Here is a 15,900-nt window from a genome sequence, read left to right on the forward strand (position 1 = left end):
TAGGAATATATGTTGATAATCTGCTGCAATTACCTTTTGCGTCCATTTCTCCTTATGCACTTGTCTAATTCCGCCATGGGGTCTTTTGTTTTACACAAAAACCTGTTAAACCAAAAACACCTTTCGTCTCCGAAAGCAGTGTTGCTGCTCTCTAGAGACGAAAGGTTTAATATCTACCTCACGCGGTACCACTCTAATTTATGAATTTCTTCATACACTTTTCAGATACGGATTCCTCTGAATCTTATATCCTACCCAGATAACGGTTGGGGTTCCGTCTGCGCCTACTCTCTTCTCAAAGGGAAAATTTGGGGCAGCCGCTCCAAGGTGAGTTCCAGCTCTATCCTCCACTGCCTCGCATCAACCGGCAGCTTTCTGTATTCGGCGTAAGCTGTACTATTCCTCTTCATTGCATTTGCTATTATCAACTAAAGATAAAATAACATTTTCAGCAGGATATGTCAAGCACAACTTTTGTTCCCCCTACTGTCTCACATCAATATAAAACTCATTCCCATCTATTCCGCTTAGATTCATCTGAAGGAACATATTGTCCGTCATATCCTCATCCACCAGCCATACTAAGGTATAGGAAAGCTCCTCGCCCGGCTGTAGTTCATAGAAGAAGAAATGATTTCTGGTCTCGATGGGTTCCTCTCTGTACTGGGATTTGTCAAAATACTGGGGACCCTCACCAAAGAAGTGTCCATCCATCACATAGGGTTCTGTCTCTTTGTCACTATAAGCAAATCCTCCGTCCGTCTTAGGAATCAGAGTATCCGTATCTCCCCAAGCCCATCCTTCCTGAGCCTTATTTCCATTGTTCTTCATGGTACCCTTCACTACCAGGAACTTCTGCCCCACCGTCTCTTTTACGCCAGAATCTTCGATGCGCATTCCGTTCTCATCCTTAGTATAAGTCATCCGCTCATAGGGCTTAATGGTGCCGTCTTCGTTCATCCAGGGCGAAATCTCCTGGTAATCAAAGAAGTTCTTTTCTTCATAGCCCTCAATCTGCGCCGTGCTGTCCACAAGCTTTGCATCTGTATAAGTGATCTCTACCTCATCTGAAATACCGTAAGTAAAAGTATCTCCAAGAGAAAGCACTTTATCACTGCTCACACCAGCCTGGTATCTCTCAATATATTCCTGCTGTAAGTCTAGCACATCCTCGGACTCCTGAGCTTGCTTGTCTGCCGGCACGTAGTCCACCGGCTCATCCTTGTCAACCGTAACCTCCAGATTGTCTGCCACCTTCTTCAGTTCATCCATAGGAAGATCGTTTCCCCCGTAGACAACTACCATATATCCCTCCTGAGGATTGAACAGATAAATCCTTTTGTCAAATGTATTTTGAATCCTATCCTTATCATACTCTAAGCTCAAAAGGTGGGCCTCCATGCCGTCCAGGGTGGTTTTCTCAAGACTCATCAGATTTTCCGCATCCAGCATTCCCTCCTGCGCATCCAGCCATGCCGCGTTTACGCCGCAGATACTGATGCCATTCTTGTGCTGTCCGTCCCTGTCGTATTTTCCCTCCTCAAATTCCGTATATCCCTCAGGAATGTAATTAGCTTTCACATCTACCTGATGGGGCGTCATCTCATAATTTGTCTCAAACTTATAGGATACACTCTTGTCCTCCTCCTGTACCTCCTTTGAGAAAAATCCACTGGCTGCCAATGCCACCACGGAAGTCGCTGCCAGCATGGTCACCGCTGCTGCCACCAGCACAAGTTTCCGGTAAGACCTCTTCATGGGTCTGACCTTTTCCGTCATATGAAGTTCCCGGTAGCTGTCCCTGATCTTCTCCTCCACCTCCCGGGGAATCTCAAGCTCTGTGTTCAAAACCCTTTTTATTTCTTTCTCTGTATATTTTCTTTTCATTCGGTTACCTCCCTACATACGCCATCTCTTTTTGATATTCCCGCGCAAAATTTTGCCTGGCACGGACCAGCCTTGTTTTGACTGTGTGCTCACTGATTTCCAAAAGTGCACCGATTTCCCTGGTGTTAAACCCTTCCACATAATAGAGGATTAGAATCGTGCGGTACTTCTCGTCCAGAGCCTGCAAAAGCTCCTCAAACTCCAGATTTTTCTCCGGAACATGCTGATCCTCCACCTCCGGAAACTCCTCCATCAGACACAGTTCCTGATTTTTCTTTAAAATATCCTTACATTTATTTATCAGAATGCGGATCATCCAGGTTTTAAAATACTTGGGTTCCTTTAAATCACCCAGTTTTTCATAACAGATAAGAATGGTTTCCTGCATCGCATCGGCCACATCCTCCTCGTAACGCAGATACGATTTTGCCACCTTATACATGCTCTGTTTATTCATTTCCATGAGCTTGACAAAGGCTTCCCCATCTTTTTGCTGGGCTTTCATTACCAGATGTTTCACTGAAACACCTCCTTTTCGTGTATTCGACCGGTCTACCATCACATCTTACAACCATTAGACGGTCTTATCGTAAAAAAAGTTTCATTTTTTAAAAAAATACAAAAAAGTTTTCTTTTTCGCGTCACAAAACAGTCTCTCAAACGTTTTCTTATATGTAGGTAATTATTTCCAAATATATTTACAAGGAGATTGCAAAACATGATTTTATATGATATAAGAAATGCCTTGCAAATGACCGATAAAGACTTCGGTCATCTGTTTGGCTGTTCAGAACAAAAAGCGGCTTTATATATGAATTATCGGGATGACCTTCCGAAAAGTCTTGGAGAGACCATTGTACACCATCTTCACGCCAACGGCAAAATGCTGAATCTGACAACCGATGAACTATACCGTCAGATTGCGCTGGATATGCGGAGTGTGGATGTTTACAACGTCTCGGCATCTGTATCAAAAAGGCGCCGATTGCTCTGATTTTTTGTTTTTTCACAAAAAACTTAAAAAATTTACTTGCCTTTTTACCAAAACCTTGCTATAATACATTTCGTTGACGGAGTGTGGCGTAGCTTGGTAGCGCGCTCGGCTGGGGGCCGAGAGGTCGCAGGTTCAAATCCTGTCACTCCGATTATAGGGTTGTGCAGAGAAAGTTCAGACATGTAGATGTTTGGACTTTTTTTATGCATAATTATGTGAAAAAGAATCCCGCCCGGAGAGTTTTTACTTAATAGGAAATGGAATTTTCTATTATAAAAAGGCTGCCCATGGCAGCCTCAAGAAATCAGAAATCGTTTCATTACGTGGTTCACCTTATCCGCCCATTTTCCAAATATAAAATGAGATGCTCCGGGAATAATGGCCAGTGTACTATTGGGAATGGATGAGGCAATCAACTTTGTATGTTTTTCTTTTATCATGTCCTTTTCTCCCGCCAGCACCAGTGCGGGGACCGTTATCTTCCTAAGCTGCTCCGGCCGAATGTTGGGTTCATGGGTCATGAGCCCTATGATATCCGCTTTGAGCTGGAGTTTTCGATTGAACTTGGCCAGACACTCATAAAAAGCGTGCTGCAAGATGGTTGGAAACTGGTAGCGGAATTTCACTCCCGCGGGAAACAGGTTTGCCCCCGCCACTACGATACTCTCCACTGGGAGTCCCCCATTCAGCATCATCTCCAGCACAATGTTCCCCCCATCGCTGAATCCCACAAGGGTGACTTGCTCCAGCTGTAGTTTCCGGATCAGCGTAGCTGCGTCCTGGGCGATCTGTTTGATGGTAAGGGGTTTCTCACTGATGCCGGAATGTCCGTGGCCCCTGCTGTCCATAGTCACCACCTTAAAATCCCGGGCAAAGTACTCAATCTGCTTCTTAAAGCAGGTCCAGTCCTCTCCATTTCCGTGCAGAAAAAACAGCGTACGGCTTCCTGTGCCATAGATCCGGAAGTAAATATTTGCACTATGTATTTTAAAATATCCTTGTTGTCTGGGTTCCATCCTTTTTCTCCTCGCTGTATCATGAACCTTAGTTACCTTATTATAACTGGTTCCTGGGAAAATTCAATAAATATTTCTTGACAATTTTGTGAATTTCGCCTAGTGTAAACTTAACATAATGAAAGAATGCCTGTGCCTAACCTCACAGAACAACCGAACATGATTCAGAGGGACCTTTATGGAGTATATACCTGCTAAGACCATTGTCACAAAGACAAAAAGTGCGGATGCCTGGTTTGGCATTGATTATAATATGAATATCTACAAAGGCTGCTGCCACGGATGTATCTACTGTGACAGCCGGTCTGACTGCTATCGTATCGAAGAATTTGACCGGGTCCGAGCAAAAGAAAATGCCCTCCGGATCATTCGGGACGATCTCAGAAGAAAAGTGCGCTCCGGGGTGGTGGGGACCGGCGCAATGAGTGATCCCTACAATCCTTTTGAAAAAGAACTCCAGCTCACAAGACACGCTCTGGAACTGGTCAACGCCTTTGGGTTTGGCGCTGCCATTGCCACCAAGAGCACTCTTCTGCTGCGGGATGCGGACATTTTAACGGAGATTGCGGAGCACGCTCCTGTACTGTGCAAGGTGACAGTCACCACAGCGGACGATGCGCTGAGCAAAAAGCTGGAGCCGGGAGTCCCCCCGTCCTCTGAGCGCTTTGAAATGATCCGCCAGCTATCCAGTCAGGGACTCTTTGCTGGAATCCTCCTAATGCCCGTACTGCCGTTTTTGGAGGACAGCGAAGAGAACATACGCGCCATTGTCCGCCAGACTGCCCAGGCCGGGGGACGGTTCATCTATCCCGCATTTGGCATGACCCTGAGGCAAAATCAGAGGGAGTGGTACTATGACAAACTCAATCAGCTTTTTCCCGGGGAAGGGCTTGTGGAAAAGTATATCAAACGCTACGGAAACCGATACGAATGCCGCAGTCCAAGAGCATCCCGGCTTTGGAACGTGTTCACTGAGGACTGTTCAAAATACGGCATACGCTATCAAATGAAAGACATTATCTGTGGTTACAAACAAAAATATCAAGTATCACAGCTTTCTCTGTTTGACTGAAAAAGGGGTCGCCGCACATTTCTGTGAAGCGCCCCTTTTAGGCTATTTATTGTTGATATAGTTAATCAAGCCCTCTGCTCTAATAATTTTCTGCATAAACTCCGGAAAAGCCTGACCCTGGTACTGTTCACCCTTGGTTTTATTGTAGATAACGCCGCTGTCAAAATCGATCTCCACCTCGTCGCCGGCTCCAATTCCCTTAGACGCCTCCGGGCACTCAATGATTGGCAGGCCAATGTTGATAGCATTTCTGTAAAAGATTCTGGCAAAGGTTTCCGCTATGACACAACTCACCCCAGCCGCCTTAATGGCAATGGGGGCGTGTTCTCTGGAAGAACCGCAGCCAAAGTTCTTCTTCGCCACAATGATGTCTCCCTTTTTTACCTTATTTACAAAATCCTTGTCAATGTCTTCCATACAATGGGTGGCCAGTTCCGCAGGATCTGAGGAGTTCAGATATCTGGCGGGAATGATTACATCCGTGTCTACATTGTCTCCATATTTAAATACCGTTCCATTCGCTCTCATCCTTCTATCCTCCTATAGTCCCAGTTCCCCGGGAGCTGAAATCTTTCCGGTCACAGCGCTGGCTGCCGCTACAGCAGGGCTGGCCAGATACACCTCTGAATCAACGTGTCCCATACGTCCCACAAAGTTTCTGTTGGTGGTGGATATGCAGCGCTCTCCTGCTGCCAGGATTCCCATATATCCGCCCAGGCAGGGTCCACAGGTGGGAGTGCTGACCACGGCTCCGGCCTCAATAAAGATTTTCAAAAGTCCCTCCTCCATTGCCTGCAGATAAATCTGCTGGGTTGCCGGGATTACGATGCAGCGCACGCCCTTTTTCACATGGCGTCCTTTTAAAATTTCCGCTGCACAGCGCAGGTCTTCGATGCGGCCATTGGTACAGGAACCGATCACTGCCTGGTCAATCACAACATCCTCTGTGATTTCGTCCACCGTCTTTGTATTCTCCGGCAGATGCGGAAAAGCAACCGTGGACTTTAACTGGCTCAAGTCAATGGTATACTCAGCATCATACTCCGCGCTCTCATCCGCCTCCCACTCTGTGAAGGGGCGTTTTGTGTGTTCATTCATATACTGCACCGTCAGGTCATCCACAGGGAAAATTCCATTCTTACCGCCCGCCTCAATGGCCATATTGGCGATGGTGAAACGGTCGTCCATGGTCAAATTGGCGATTCCATCTCCCACAAACTCCATGGACTTATAGAGTGCGCCGTCCACACCGATCATACCGATGATATGTAAAATCACGTCCTTCCCGCTTACCCACTTTGCGGGTTTTCCCGTCAAATTGAACTTGATGGCGGACGGCACCTTAAACCATGCCTTTCCAGTAGCCATACCAGCGGCCATATCCGTACTTCCCACCCCGGTGGAAAAAGCCCCCAGAGCCCCGTAGGTACAGGTGTGGGAGTCCGCACCGATGATCACATCCCCGGCCACGGTCAGGCCTTTCTCAGGCAGCAGCGCATGCTCAATCCCCATGTCTCCCACATCAAAATAGTTTGTAATCTCATGCTGACAGGCAAATTCCCTCACACATTTGCAGTGCTCCGCGGATTTGATGTCTTTGTTTGGAATAAAATGGTCCATGACAAGCGCAATCTTATCCTTGTCAAACACCTCTTTTTTTGTCATCTTTTCCATCTCATGTATGGCCACCGGGGAGGTGATATCGTTACCCAGTACCAGATCCAGGTCAGCTTCGATCAGCTGGCCCGCTTCTACATACGGAAGTCCTGCGTGTGCCGCCAGGATCTTCTGTGTCATTGTCATTCCTTTCATTGTCTCTTCCTCCTGTTTTTTCACTGATTGCATTATAGCACAGGATACACTATAATAGAAATACATATTATGAATAGTTATCATAACTTAATTTCATGAAAGGAGTCTCCATGGAACAGCATCTCTCCCAATACAAAATCTTTTACACAGTTGCCAAAGAGGGAAATATCTCCCGGGCAGCAGACGCCCTTTTCATCAGCCAGCCCGCCATCAGCAAGGCGATCCGCAGGCTGGAAGAAGCTCTGGGTGTCACCCTGTTTCTCCGCAGCTCCAGAGGGGTTCAGCTCACAGAGGAAGGACAGCTGCTCTACACTCATGCGGAATCTGCTTTTCGCGCTCTTGACGCCGCAGAGGAACAGCTGCGCCAGATGACAGACCTGGGCATGGGCCATCTGCGCATGGGAGTCAGCACAACCCTGTGCAAGTATATCCTGCTTCCCTATCTAAAGAGCTTCATTGCCGCCTATCCTCACATACGCATCACCATTGACTGCCAGTCCACCAACCACACACTCCAAATGCTCCAGGAGGGGAAAATAGATATCGGCCTGATCGGCAAACCGGAATCCACAGGCAGCATCCTGTTTTATTCCCTGGGAGAGATTGAGGATATCTTTGTGGCAACCCAAAGTTATCTGGACAATCTGAGCCTGCGAAGCCCTGGCACAGGGAATGATCTCTTCCACTCCGCCACCTTAATGCTCCTGGACAAAGAGAACATGACGCGTCAGTACATTGATGATTATCTGAAGGAGCAGCGCATTGAGTCAGGCAATCTTTTGGAAATCACCACCATGGATCTGCTGATTGAGTTTGCCAAGATCGGTCTGGGCGTGGCTTGCGTGATTAAGGAATTTGTCAGCCGGGAACTGGCAGATAATACCCTGGTGGAAATCCCTCTGGACTTTCCCATCCATAAACGCGAAATCGGCTTTGCCTTCCTGGATTCCAGGCAGCAAAACCACACATTGAAGACCTTTATTGACTTTTCTTTTTATTCAAAAAAGAGTATAATTTAGGAAAGAAAAAAAGAAAGAAGGGATGAGTCGTGAAAAGAGGAAAACGTATTCTTATTTTATTTCTGGCATTTGTATTGGCATTTCAGGTGCCCGTAACCAGCTATGGGGCCACCAAGTCCGCAAAAGCCAAGGCTTCCGCAAAAGCTGCTGCAAAAATGGCAAAACTACAAAAAAAGGTGAAGTCCTACATAAAAAAGAGCTGTCCTGCATCCCCAAACGGCAGTAAATCCAACACCTGCTGGTCTGTTTACGTAAAGGATTTAAAGACCAACAAGAGCTTTACCATCAACAAAAACGCCTTCTTCTCAGCTAGCACCATAAAGCTATATGCAATGGCCACTGCCTATGACCAGGCAAAGAAGAAAAAGCTGAACATGACTCCCTCCGTGGAGTCGCAGATACGCAGCATGATCAGTGTCAGCAGCAATGATGCGTTTAATTCCCTTGTATATGGAAGGCTGGGGGCGGGGACCATCAACAAATTCTGCAAGAAAAATAAGTTCAAGCGCACCCAGCAGTATACCCGTTGCGGGTCAGGCAACTCCGCGGAGGCTTCCGGAAGCAGCAAGGCCAATATGACCAGCGCCGCTGACTGCGGAAAGCTGCTGGAGATGATCTGCCGGGGCAGGCTGGTTTCCAAAAGCGCGTCCAAAAAAATGCTGAACCACTTAAAAGCCCAGACCATACGCACAAAAATTCCCCAGGGGGTTCCCTCCGGTATCACGGTAGCCAATAAAACCGGCGAGAGCGGGTCCATAGAAAACGACACAGCGATTGTTTACGGCAAAAAGACGAAATACATTCTCTGCGTATTTAGTAACACTACAAATCCGGCTCAGGCCAGAAACTGTATCCGTCAAATATCCAGAATGGTTTACGCTGCCCTGAACTGACCGCATACAACGCAAAAGCCCTTCCTGCAGGAAGGGTTTTTGCGCCAAAGAACAGCGTTTGGCTCCTGACGCTGGCGTGCAATGCCTATTTATTCATCCTGTAACTTTTTAAGAAGCACATCCAGCCGGATGCCATCTTCCGGCACAAACCTCCTCCAATAGTTCAGTGTCTCTTTCAATTTCTCAATGATCTCTTCCCTGTACTCCGTATTTCCTGCAAATATCTCGAAAGCCAGATAAATCTCCTGACACTTAGGTGGCATTTGCGGTTCCTGCTCCTGTTCGTATGAGTGCGCAATGGCTCTCAGAACCTCTTCCCCCTGAATGATCCCCTTTTCATTTTCCTCTTTGGTAAAAGGCTGGTGGCTGGATGTGATTCCATCTGTCTGCTGCATATGGATGATCGGGGAGTAGCATGCCAGCTCCCCAATCCACCGGTAGGGATCTGAGTCCCCGGGGTCAGCGGAAAACAGATGGGGATACGCCTCCATATCTTCCAATATAGCCTCCACCGCTTCCCGGCTGTGATCGTCCTCCTCTACAGCCTTGCGCCAAAGCTTATATGTATGTTCCGCGCCCAGCCAGATTTTTGGTCTACCCAAAATCTGACTTCCGGGATTCAGGGAATGCTCCACGGCCTCCCTGTCCGGTTTCCGGTATTTGCACTGCCCTACCATATGACCCACATCAATTGTGAGGTAAACGGGATGGCCTCCCTCTGCGTAGCAGTCTCTTAGAAACCTTTTGGCGCCCTCTATGGTCCACGGCGGCTGATGAGGTGCATACATGGCCTCCATGCAGAAATGAATTCCGTTTTTACTGGCACAGGCTCCGATCTCACCCATCCGGTGTATCACTTTTTCATACATCCTTTGAAACTTTACCGCATCCTGCAGAAAGCGCTCCGGAACAGCAATAAACGACATCCCCATATGTGACCCCCTGCGTCCCAGTTGGTTCAGGGCCGGCTTGATCCACCAGTCCATCAGATAATCTGCCATTTTATCATCCGGATGGGCAAGTCCCGCAGTCCGGTAGGTCTGATAACCGGTAAAAAAAGTATCCACCCTCAGGCCTGTCTCCTTTTCCTGCCTGCTCACCTCCTGAAACCATCCGGATTTATACCACTCCGGAGAATATAGAAAGTCGATTTCATTGTCAAAACTGGCCTGCGCACTTGTAAAGCCAATGTCTCTGATAAGCGGCATCCACTCCGACGGCTCCACCCATCTTTTGATGGCAAAGCAGTTGTCCAATGTCAGATATACTTTGGGATACTCCATTCTCTACCTCCTAGTCCCGGCTTCTTCTCAGTTTCTTTTTTTCTCTCAGTATTCCCACAAAGGAGGGAAGTCCGATGGCCACTACTACTACAATTCCGCTCACAGCCTCCTGCCAGTAAATATTTACCCCAAACAGTACGATCACGTTTGAGATAACGCAGATGATGGCCGCTCCCAGAAAGGAGCCCACCGGATTCCCCACCCCGCCTGTGAGGAGCACTCCGCCGATCACGCAGGCCGCTATGGAATTCATAGGCCAGTTTGTTCCGATGGCAGCCTGTGCGGACCCCAGGCGGGCTACATAGAGCATACCCGCGGTGGATGAGAGAAGTCCCACGATTCCATAGATCAGCAGTCTGATCCTGTCCACCCGAATCCCCATTATTTTTGCGGCCTCCCGGCTGTTTCCGATTGCATAGATATAGCGTCCGGTCTTTGTTCTTACGACAAAGAGCACCACCGCGATCAATATCAGGACTGCAATCACAAAGGGGATGGGCATACCCAAAAAGTTATTTTTCCCGACAAACAGGATGCTCTCCGGAATCCCCGTGATAGCCTGGCCCTTTGTGATGACCATGGTGATTCCTCCATAGACTCCCTGCATTCCAATTGTTGCCACCATGGCATTGATCTTTAGTTTTGTAATGAGCAGACCGTTTATGCAGCCCAGTAAAATGCCGCTTAGCGCTCCGATTAGAAATGCCAGCACGGGATTCAGGGAGATCTGTGTCATCAAAAGTCCCCCTAAGATCCCGGACAGGGTGGCAATCCTGCCCACAGACAGGTCCAATTCTCCAATCAGCAAAAGTAACGACTGCCCGGTTGCGATTATACCGATAAAAGCAATATCCCTCATCAGGGACTGCAGATTAAAAATACTTAAAAAGTACGGTGAAAAGGCCGCCGCCACTGCAATGAGCAGAATCAGCACCACACCGGTGAGCACTGTACTGTTTTTCGTTATCCCAGCCAGAATATTCCTTGCTCTGTATTTATCTTCTCCCTGCATATGTATCTCCTCCTGACCCAAGCCCCAGGATTGCTCTCAGAATCTCCTGTTCCTCCGCATCTTTCTGGTGTTCTCCCGCTTTTCTTCCATTATAAAGGGAGATGATACGGTTTGCGCATTTTCTGAGCTCATTCATTTCAGATGAGATCAAAATGATTCCCACTTGTCTCTCCTGTGCAATCTTCTTCATTAGCCGGTAGATCTCCGCCTTTGTGCCCACATCAATCCCCTTAGTGGGCTCATCAAATATCAGAATTTCCGGTTTACAGCTCATGGCTCTGCCAATAATCACCTTCTGCTGGTTTCCACCTGACAGATACTTGATCTTTTTTTCCATATCAGGTGTTTTAACATCATAGCTCTCTATGATCCCGCTCACCATTTCTTCTTCCTTTTGCCTGGATATCCCAAATCTGCCGCCTATATATTTCAGGGCATTGACCGACGCATTTTCCCTTATGCTCAAATCAGAGAGTATCCCCTGGGTGCGTCGTTCTTCCGGAAGATAAAACATGCCGTGGCGCACAGAATAATTGGTATCTCCAAGCTTCCATTTTGCCCGTTTCACCCTCACCTCCCCGGAATAGACCGGAAGGTAACCAAAGACGGCCTGCATCAGCTCACTTCTTCCCGCACCCACCAGACCGGAAAATCCCAGGATCTCCCCCTTTCTCAGTGTAAAACTGATGTCCCGGAACCGCTCACCGGACAGTCCCCTCACCTCCATCAGCACCTCCGGGCTCACCCGTTCTGAGTAAAAAACTTCTCTCTCATCCAGTATCTGGCCTGTCATCTTTTTCACGGTTCTGGCAATGTCTATGTCTGCCACCTCCATCATCCCCGTATTCTTCCCGTTTCGGAATACGGTGATTACGTCTCCGATCTCAAAAACCTCCTCCAATTTGTGGGATATGAACACAATGCTCTTCCCATCCGCTTTCAACTCCCGAATGATCTGAAACAGTTTCTGTGTATCCTCCCCGGTCAGACTGGTGGTGGGCTCATCCAGCATCAGTATCTCATAGCCCTTAAAAACTGCCGCTCTCGCCACCTGCAAAAGCTGCTGCTGGGACACCGGGACGTCTTTTGCCGCCGCAAACGGCGCTACCCGTATCCCGAATCTCTCCAGAATCGGCGCCGCCTTTCTGTTCAGTCCAGCCTGGGAGATAAATCCCTTTATATCGGATCTGAAAAAGGGCATAAATAAATTCTCAGCCACAGACAGATGTGGAAAGAGGTCAATCTCCTGAGGCACATAGGCAACCTTCTCAAACAGCTTTCTGTCCTCCCTCACATCCTGGCCGTCAATCTGAATCTCTCCCTCCTCCGGTTCATAGACACCTGTGAGGCATTTGATCAGCGTGCTCTTGCCCGCGCCGTTTTCTCCGCAGATACAGTGTACCTCTCCCCTTCTCAGGGTAATGTTTACCGCATCAAGCGCAACGACTCCCGGGAAAATTTTTGTAATATTTCTGGCTTTGAGGATATCCATATTTTCCTCCTTCCAAAAAGCCTATTCCGAAGCTGTATTTTTAGCAATTGCTATCCAGTCATCCACATTATCCTGATCAATGTACAGGATTCCGGTGTCCACAAAGGCCGGCATCTCTTCTCCCAGATAGGCATGGATCAACACCATAACGCTGAGCGCTCCCTGCATCTGAGGCTTAGTGGAGTAAGAACAGGCAATGGTACCACTTTTTACATACTCCAGGATCTGCAGAAGGTTTTCCGCCCCCACAAAGGTGATTTCGCCCTGTCTTCCCGCCTCCTCAATAGCCGCTGCGATGCCGATGGGGCCGGAAGCGTCCACGCACAGATATCCATCCAGGTCCGGATTTGCTGCGATGGTTGCCGCCGCCTGCTGCTGGGCTGTCTCAATGTTATCCTGTGAGATACCCCCGTCAATCACTTCAATTCCCGGATAATCCGCCAGCACTTCCTTAAACGTCTCGTAGCGCTCACTATGGTTGGGCGCTGTGGTCACGCCGTGCATGAGTGCTACCTTTCCTTTTTCTCCCAGCAGCTGCGCTAACTTTTTAGCCTCCAGCTCTGCCTGCTCCGCAAAGTCATTTCCCACTGCTGTAAGACCAGACCCCTCCACCGCTGAGTCGAAAAGAACTACAGGAATTCCCTGGTCCTGAATCTCCTCAATGATCTGCTTGCTCCCCTCATAGTCAATGGGGTCAATGGCAATCCCATCTGGCTTTGTGGCCGCCACCTGCTCCAGCACTGAATTCTGCTCCGTGATTTCTGCTGTGCTCGGAGCCCTGTAGTCAATCTTGATCTGAATCCCCAGCTTTTCCGACAGCGCCTTCGCCTCCTCTCTGGCCCCGTAGTTTACCGCCTCGAACCATTCATGTACACACTTGGGGATAATCACAAAGGTAAGCTCCTCAGCGTCCACCGCCGCGCCATCCGAGGGGGGCGAAACCTCTCCGCCAGCTCCTCCCGTCTGAGCCGGAGCCCCTGTCTGTGAACTGCACCCTGCTATCCCAAACACCATCATTGCTGCCATAAATACAGCTAAAAGTTTCTTCATCTCTTGCCCTCCCATTTTTAAAATACCTTTTACCATTCATGTCCATAGTCATATTTAAACCGCCGGTTTTCCGCCTCGATCAGTTCCTGGGGAATCAGCTTTATCTCAAGATCCGCTCCCCTCAGCGCCAGATAACACAGCGCCGCCTTCTCCACCACCTGGCAGCAGGTGAGCGCCTCCTCCAAATCCTTGCCACAGCACACAGGCGCATGGTTTCTGAGCATCACTGCGTTCTTTTCCCCCAGATATTTAGCCGCAGCGGCTCCCAGCCTTTCGTGTTCCCCGGCGCGGATATACTCAGGGGTGATGGGGACCGACCCGCCCACCAGTTGAGTCATCTCCTCTGAAAACGCGGGAATTTCCCTGTCCGTGGCGCACATGGCTGAGGCATACTTGGGATGATAATGTACGATCGCATTCACATCCTGCCTGGCCAGATAAATCATCCTGTGCACCTCCCGCTCCGTGGTAGGGCTGCGGGCCCCCTCGAGAATCCTGCCGTCACAGTCTATCAGCACCATGTCCTCCGGGGTCATTTTACTGTACTCCACCCTGCTGGGCGTGACCAGGATTCCCTCCTCTGTCCTCACACTGATATTTCCCCAGGTCCCAACCACCAGCTCCTTCTCCTGCAGCCACAGACAGGCGTCTATGATCTGCTTTCTTAACTCAGGATACTTCATCTCTTGCTCCTCCTCTCTCATACTGCCCCTGCAGGAATTTACTTCTCTCATCCCACCATTCCATGCTCAGCTCATACCCTCTTTTGTAGAGATGGTATAGCTCCGCATACCTTCTGTGCCTGTCTTCCCGAGGGTGAAACCGTTTCCTTTCTCGGACTGCCGCCTTCACAGCCTCCCGGTAACTCCCATAAGTCCCAAGGGCCACGGCTGCGTTCATTGCTGCTCCCTTGGCTCCCAGCTCTGTGCCGCACAGGATCACCACGTCCGTTCCCATTGCATCTGCAAACATCTGCATCCAGACATCACTCTTGGCGCCTCCTCCGCTCACATAGATCTCCGAGAGCTTGACGGGGACACTCTGGTAGCAGTCCACCATGGCCATGGCAATCCCCTCATACACTGCTCTGAGCATATCCTCCAGGGTTGTGTTAAAAGAGATTCCTGCAAAAGAGGCCTTGATATTTCCCTTAAAAAACGGAGCCCTCTCTCCTCCTGCCATGAGGTAGGGATGATAGACCACGCCGTTGGAGCCAATGGGAACCTGGTCAACCAGCTCCGAACAGCGGGAATAGATGTCCACCCCTCTCTCCTGAGCTTCCAGGCTGATTCTTTTTCCTGCTGTCCTTAAAAACCACTCCAGGTTCGGCGCCCCTCCAAGGGATGAAACCAGTCGTATCCAGCGGTCAGGAAGGCAGTGTGCAATGGTCATGCCCGCCATATAAGGCTCCGGTCTGGGCCGTTCCATAATTACAGAGTGGATTGCAGCCGTGCCAATCACTGTACACGCCTGTCCATCCTCAATCGCCCCGCAGCCAAGTGCACAGGCTGGAATATCCATGGGGCCTCCCACCACCAGTACCTCCTCTCTCAGCCCCAGCTCCTTTGCCAGTTTCGGCAGCAGGTTTGACTTATTCTCCCTTGTGGGATATACTTTCGGAAACTTCTCCCGGTACTTCCCAATCCCATACAGACAAAACAGCCGGTCATCGTAGTCTCTGCTCAGGACATTCAGCATGGGGATTGACATGTCCGTATCGTCACAGGAAACCACACCAGTCATTTTGTAAAACAGCCAGTCCTTGAGATGAAAAAAACATGCCGCCCTCTCCAGACATTCCGGCATATTTTTTTCCATCCAGCGTATCTCTGCGCTCATTGCAGATCCAAAAACCGCTGTGCCGCAGATGTCAAAGGCTTTTTCCAGAATCCCATCCTCCCTCCAGGCATCAATCTCCTTTTTCGTCCTCCCATCACAAAAACAGATACCGGGACGGACAGGTTTCCCCTCCCCGTCAATCATCCAGAGGCCGTCCCCCTGGGCGGTGATACCGATTCCCAGCACTTTCTCCGCCTCTATCTGACTCAAAACCCCTTTTAAACAAGCACAGCAATTTTCCCATATCACCTCCATATCCTGCTCATACCAGTCTTCACAGGGAGTAATGCCCTTTAGGCTTCTCCTTTTGACTGCCAGTTCCCTGCCTTCCATATCAAACGCCACCGCTTTGATCCCGGATGTACCGGAATCCACCCCAATGAAATAGCCTTCTCTCACACCCCGTCCTCCTTTCTTTGTCGGAAAAATTGTCTTTACTCTTTCAAATATGTTATTTTTAGTTATTTAATGTTATTTAATGAAAGCATTTGGTCAATTGATATGTTATTTTATGTTATATTAACACGTTTT

General features: G+C 48.9%; 15 protein-coding genes, 1 tRNA gene and 1 other annotated feature. Of the genes, 5 read left to right on the forward strand and 11 right to left on the reverse strand.

Annotated features, from left to right (window positions below):
- Positions 1–150 precede the first annotated feature (150 nt).
- Positions 151–419 (reverse strand) — a binding site (T-box leader).
- A gap of 64 nt (positions 420–483) precedes the next feature.
- Both AC0THY_RS15130 and AC0THY_RS15135 read right to left on the reverse strand, forming a co-directional pair.
- A complete protein-coding gene (locus AC0THY_RS15130; protein ID WP_489991434.1) occupies positions 484–1,887 on the reverse strand; it encodes a DUF4367 domain-containing protein in 1,404 nt (467 codons plus the stop codon).
- A 4-nt stretch (positions 1,888–1,891) separates the two neighbouring features.
- The gene (locus AC0THY_RS15135; protein ID WP_489991435.1) at positions 1,892–2,407 is read right to left on the reverse strand and encodes an RNA polymerase sigma factor; all 516 of its coding nucleotides are present in this window, start codon (positions 2,405–2,407) and stop codon (positions 1,892–1,894) included.
- Between the two features lie 198 nt (positions 2,408–2,605).
- Here AC0THY_RS15135 and AC0THY_RS15140 point away from each other — a divergent pair, with 198 nt between their 5' ends.
- Both AC0THY_RS15140 and AC0THY_RS15145 read left to right on the forward strand, forming a co-directional pair.
- Positions 2,606–2,881: a hypothetical protein gene (locus AC0THY_RS15140; protein WP_489991436.1), complete on the forward strand. Its 276-nt coding sequence runs from the start codon at positions 2,606–2,608 to the stop codon at positions 2,879–2,881.
- 77 nt (positions 2,882–2,958) lie between these two features.
- Positions 2,959–3,032 (forward strand) — tRNA-Pro (locus AC0THY_RS15145).
- A gap of 145 nt (positions 3,033–3,177) precedes the next feature.
- On the opposite strand, the gene AC0THY_RS15150 is transcribed toward AC0THY_RS15145, so the two are convergent.
- Entirely contained in the window at positions 3,178–3,897 is a 720-nt protein-coding gene (locus tag AC0THY_RS15150; RefSeq protein ID WP_489991437.1) for an alpha/beta fold hydrolase, read from the reverse strand.
- 178 nt (positions 3,898–4,075) lie between these two features.
- Between AC0THY_RS15150 and AC0THY_RS15155 the strand changes: the two genes are divergently transcribed.
- Positions 4,076–4,969, forward strand: coding sequence for an SPL family radical SAM protein (locus tag AC0THY_RS15155; RefSeq protein ID WP_489991438.1), 894 nt, complete (start codon positions 4,076–4,078; stop codon positions 4,967–4,969).
- Positions 4,970–5,011: 42 nt separating this feature from the next.
- On the opposite strand, the gene leuD is transcribed toward AC0THY_RS15155, so the two are convergent.
- On the reverse strand, positions 5,012–5,497 hold the full coding sequence (gene leuD, locus AC0THY_RS15160) for a 3-isopropylmalate dehydratase small subunit (protein WP_489991439.1): 486 nt from the start codon (positions 5,495–5,497) through the stop codon (positions 5,012–5,014).
- A 12-nt stretch (positions 5,498–5,509) separates the two neighbouring features.
- Positions 5,510–6,772, reverse strand: coding sequence for a 3-isopropylmalate dehydratase large subunit (leuC, locus tag AC0THY_RS15165; RefSeq protein ID WP_489994204.1), 1,263 nt, complete (start codon positions 6,770–6,772; stop codon positions 5,510–5,512).
- Positions 6,773–6,891: 119 nt separating this feature from the next.
- Here leuC and AC0THY_RS15170 point away from each other — a divergent pair, with 119 nt between their 5' ends.
- Positions 6,892–7,800: a LysR family transcriptional regulator gene (locus AC0THY_RS15170; RefSeq protein ID WP_489991440.1), complete on the forward strand. Its 909-nt coding sequence runs from the start codon at positions 6,892–6,894 to the stop codon at positions 7,798–7,800.
- Between the two features lie 29 nt (positions 7,801–7,829).
- On the forward strand, positions 7,830–8,693 hold the full coding sequence (locus AC0THY_RS15175; protein WP_489991441.1) for a serine hydrolase: 864 nt from the start codon (positions 7,830–7,832) through the stop codon (positions 8,691–8,693).
- Between the two features lie 89 nt (positions 8,694–8,782).
- Here AC0THY_RS15175 and AC0THY_RS15180 read toward each other — a convergent pair whose 3' ends face one another.
- Genes AC0THY_RS15180 through AC0THY_RS15205 form a run of 6 tightly spaced genes read right to left on the reverse strand, consistent with a single transcriptional unit; the run spans position 8,783 to position 15,768 of the window.
- Positions 8,783–9,976 carry a TIM barrel protein gene (locus tag AC0THY_RS15180; protein WP_489991442.1) on the reverse strand — a complete coding sequence of 398 codons (1,194 nt, stop codon included), beginning with the start codon at positions 9,974–9,976 and terminating at the stop codon, positions 8,783–8,785.
- A 10-nt stretch (positions 9,977–9,986) separates the two neighbouring features.
- Positions 9,987–10,988 carry an ABC transporter permease gene (locus AC0THY_RS15185; RefSeq protein ID WP_489991443.1) on the reverse strand — a complete coding sequence of 334 codons (1,002 nt, stop codon included), beginning with the start codon at positions 10,986–10,988 and terminating at the stop codon, positions 9,987–9,989.
- The gene (locus AC0THY_RS15190; protein ID WP_489991444.1) at positions 10,972–12,480 is read right to left on the reverse strand and encodes a sugar ABC transporter ATP-binding protein; all 1,509 of its coding nucleotides are present in this window, start codon (positions 12,478–12,480) and stop codon (positions 10,972–10,974) included. The genes AC0THY_RS15185 and AC0THY_RS15190 overlap by 17 nt, the downstream gene beginning before the upstream one ends.
- 21 nt (positions 12,481–12,501) lie before the next feature.
- Positions 12,502–13,530, reverse strand: a complete 1,029-nt coding sequence (locus tag AC0THY_RS15195) for a substrate-binding domain-containing protein (protein WP_489991445.1) — start codon at positions 13,528–13,530, stop codon at positions 12,502–12,504.
- Positions 13,531–13,559: 29 nt separating this feature from the next.
- Positions 13,560–14,213 carry a class II aldolase/adducin family protein gene (locus tag AC0THY_RS15200; RefSeq protein WP_489991446.1) on the reverse strand — a complete coding sequence of 218 codons (654 nt, stop codon included), beginning with the start codon at positions 14,211–14,213 and terminating at the stop codon, positions 13,560–13,562.
- Positions 14,200–15,768 carry an FGGY-family carbohydrate kinase gene (locus AC0THY_RS15205; RefSeq protein WP_489991447.1) on the reverse strand — a complete coding sequence of 523 codons (1,569 nt, stop codon included), beginning with the start codon at positions 15,766–15,768 and terminating at the stop codon, positions 14,200–14,202. Before AC0THY_RS15205 ends, AC0THY_RS15200 begins: the two co-directional genes overlap by 14 nt.
- Positions 15,769–15,900 lie beyond the last annotated feature (132 nt).

Source organism: Ruminococcus sp. 8Y-12 (genome assembly GCF_058119865.1).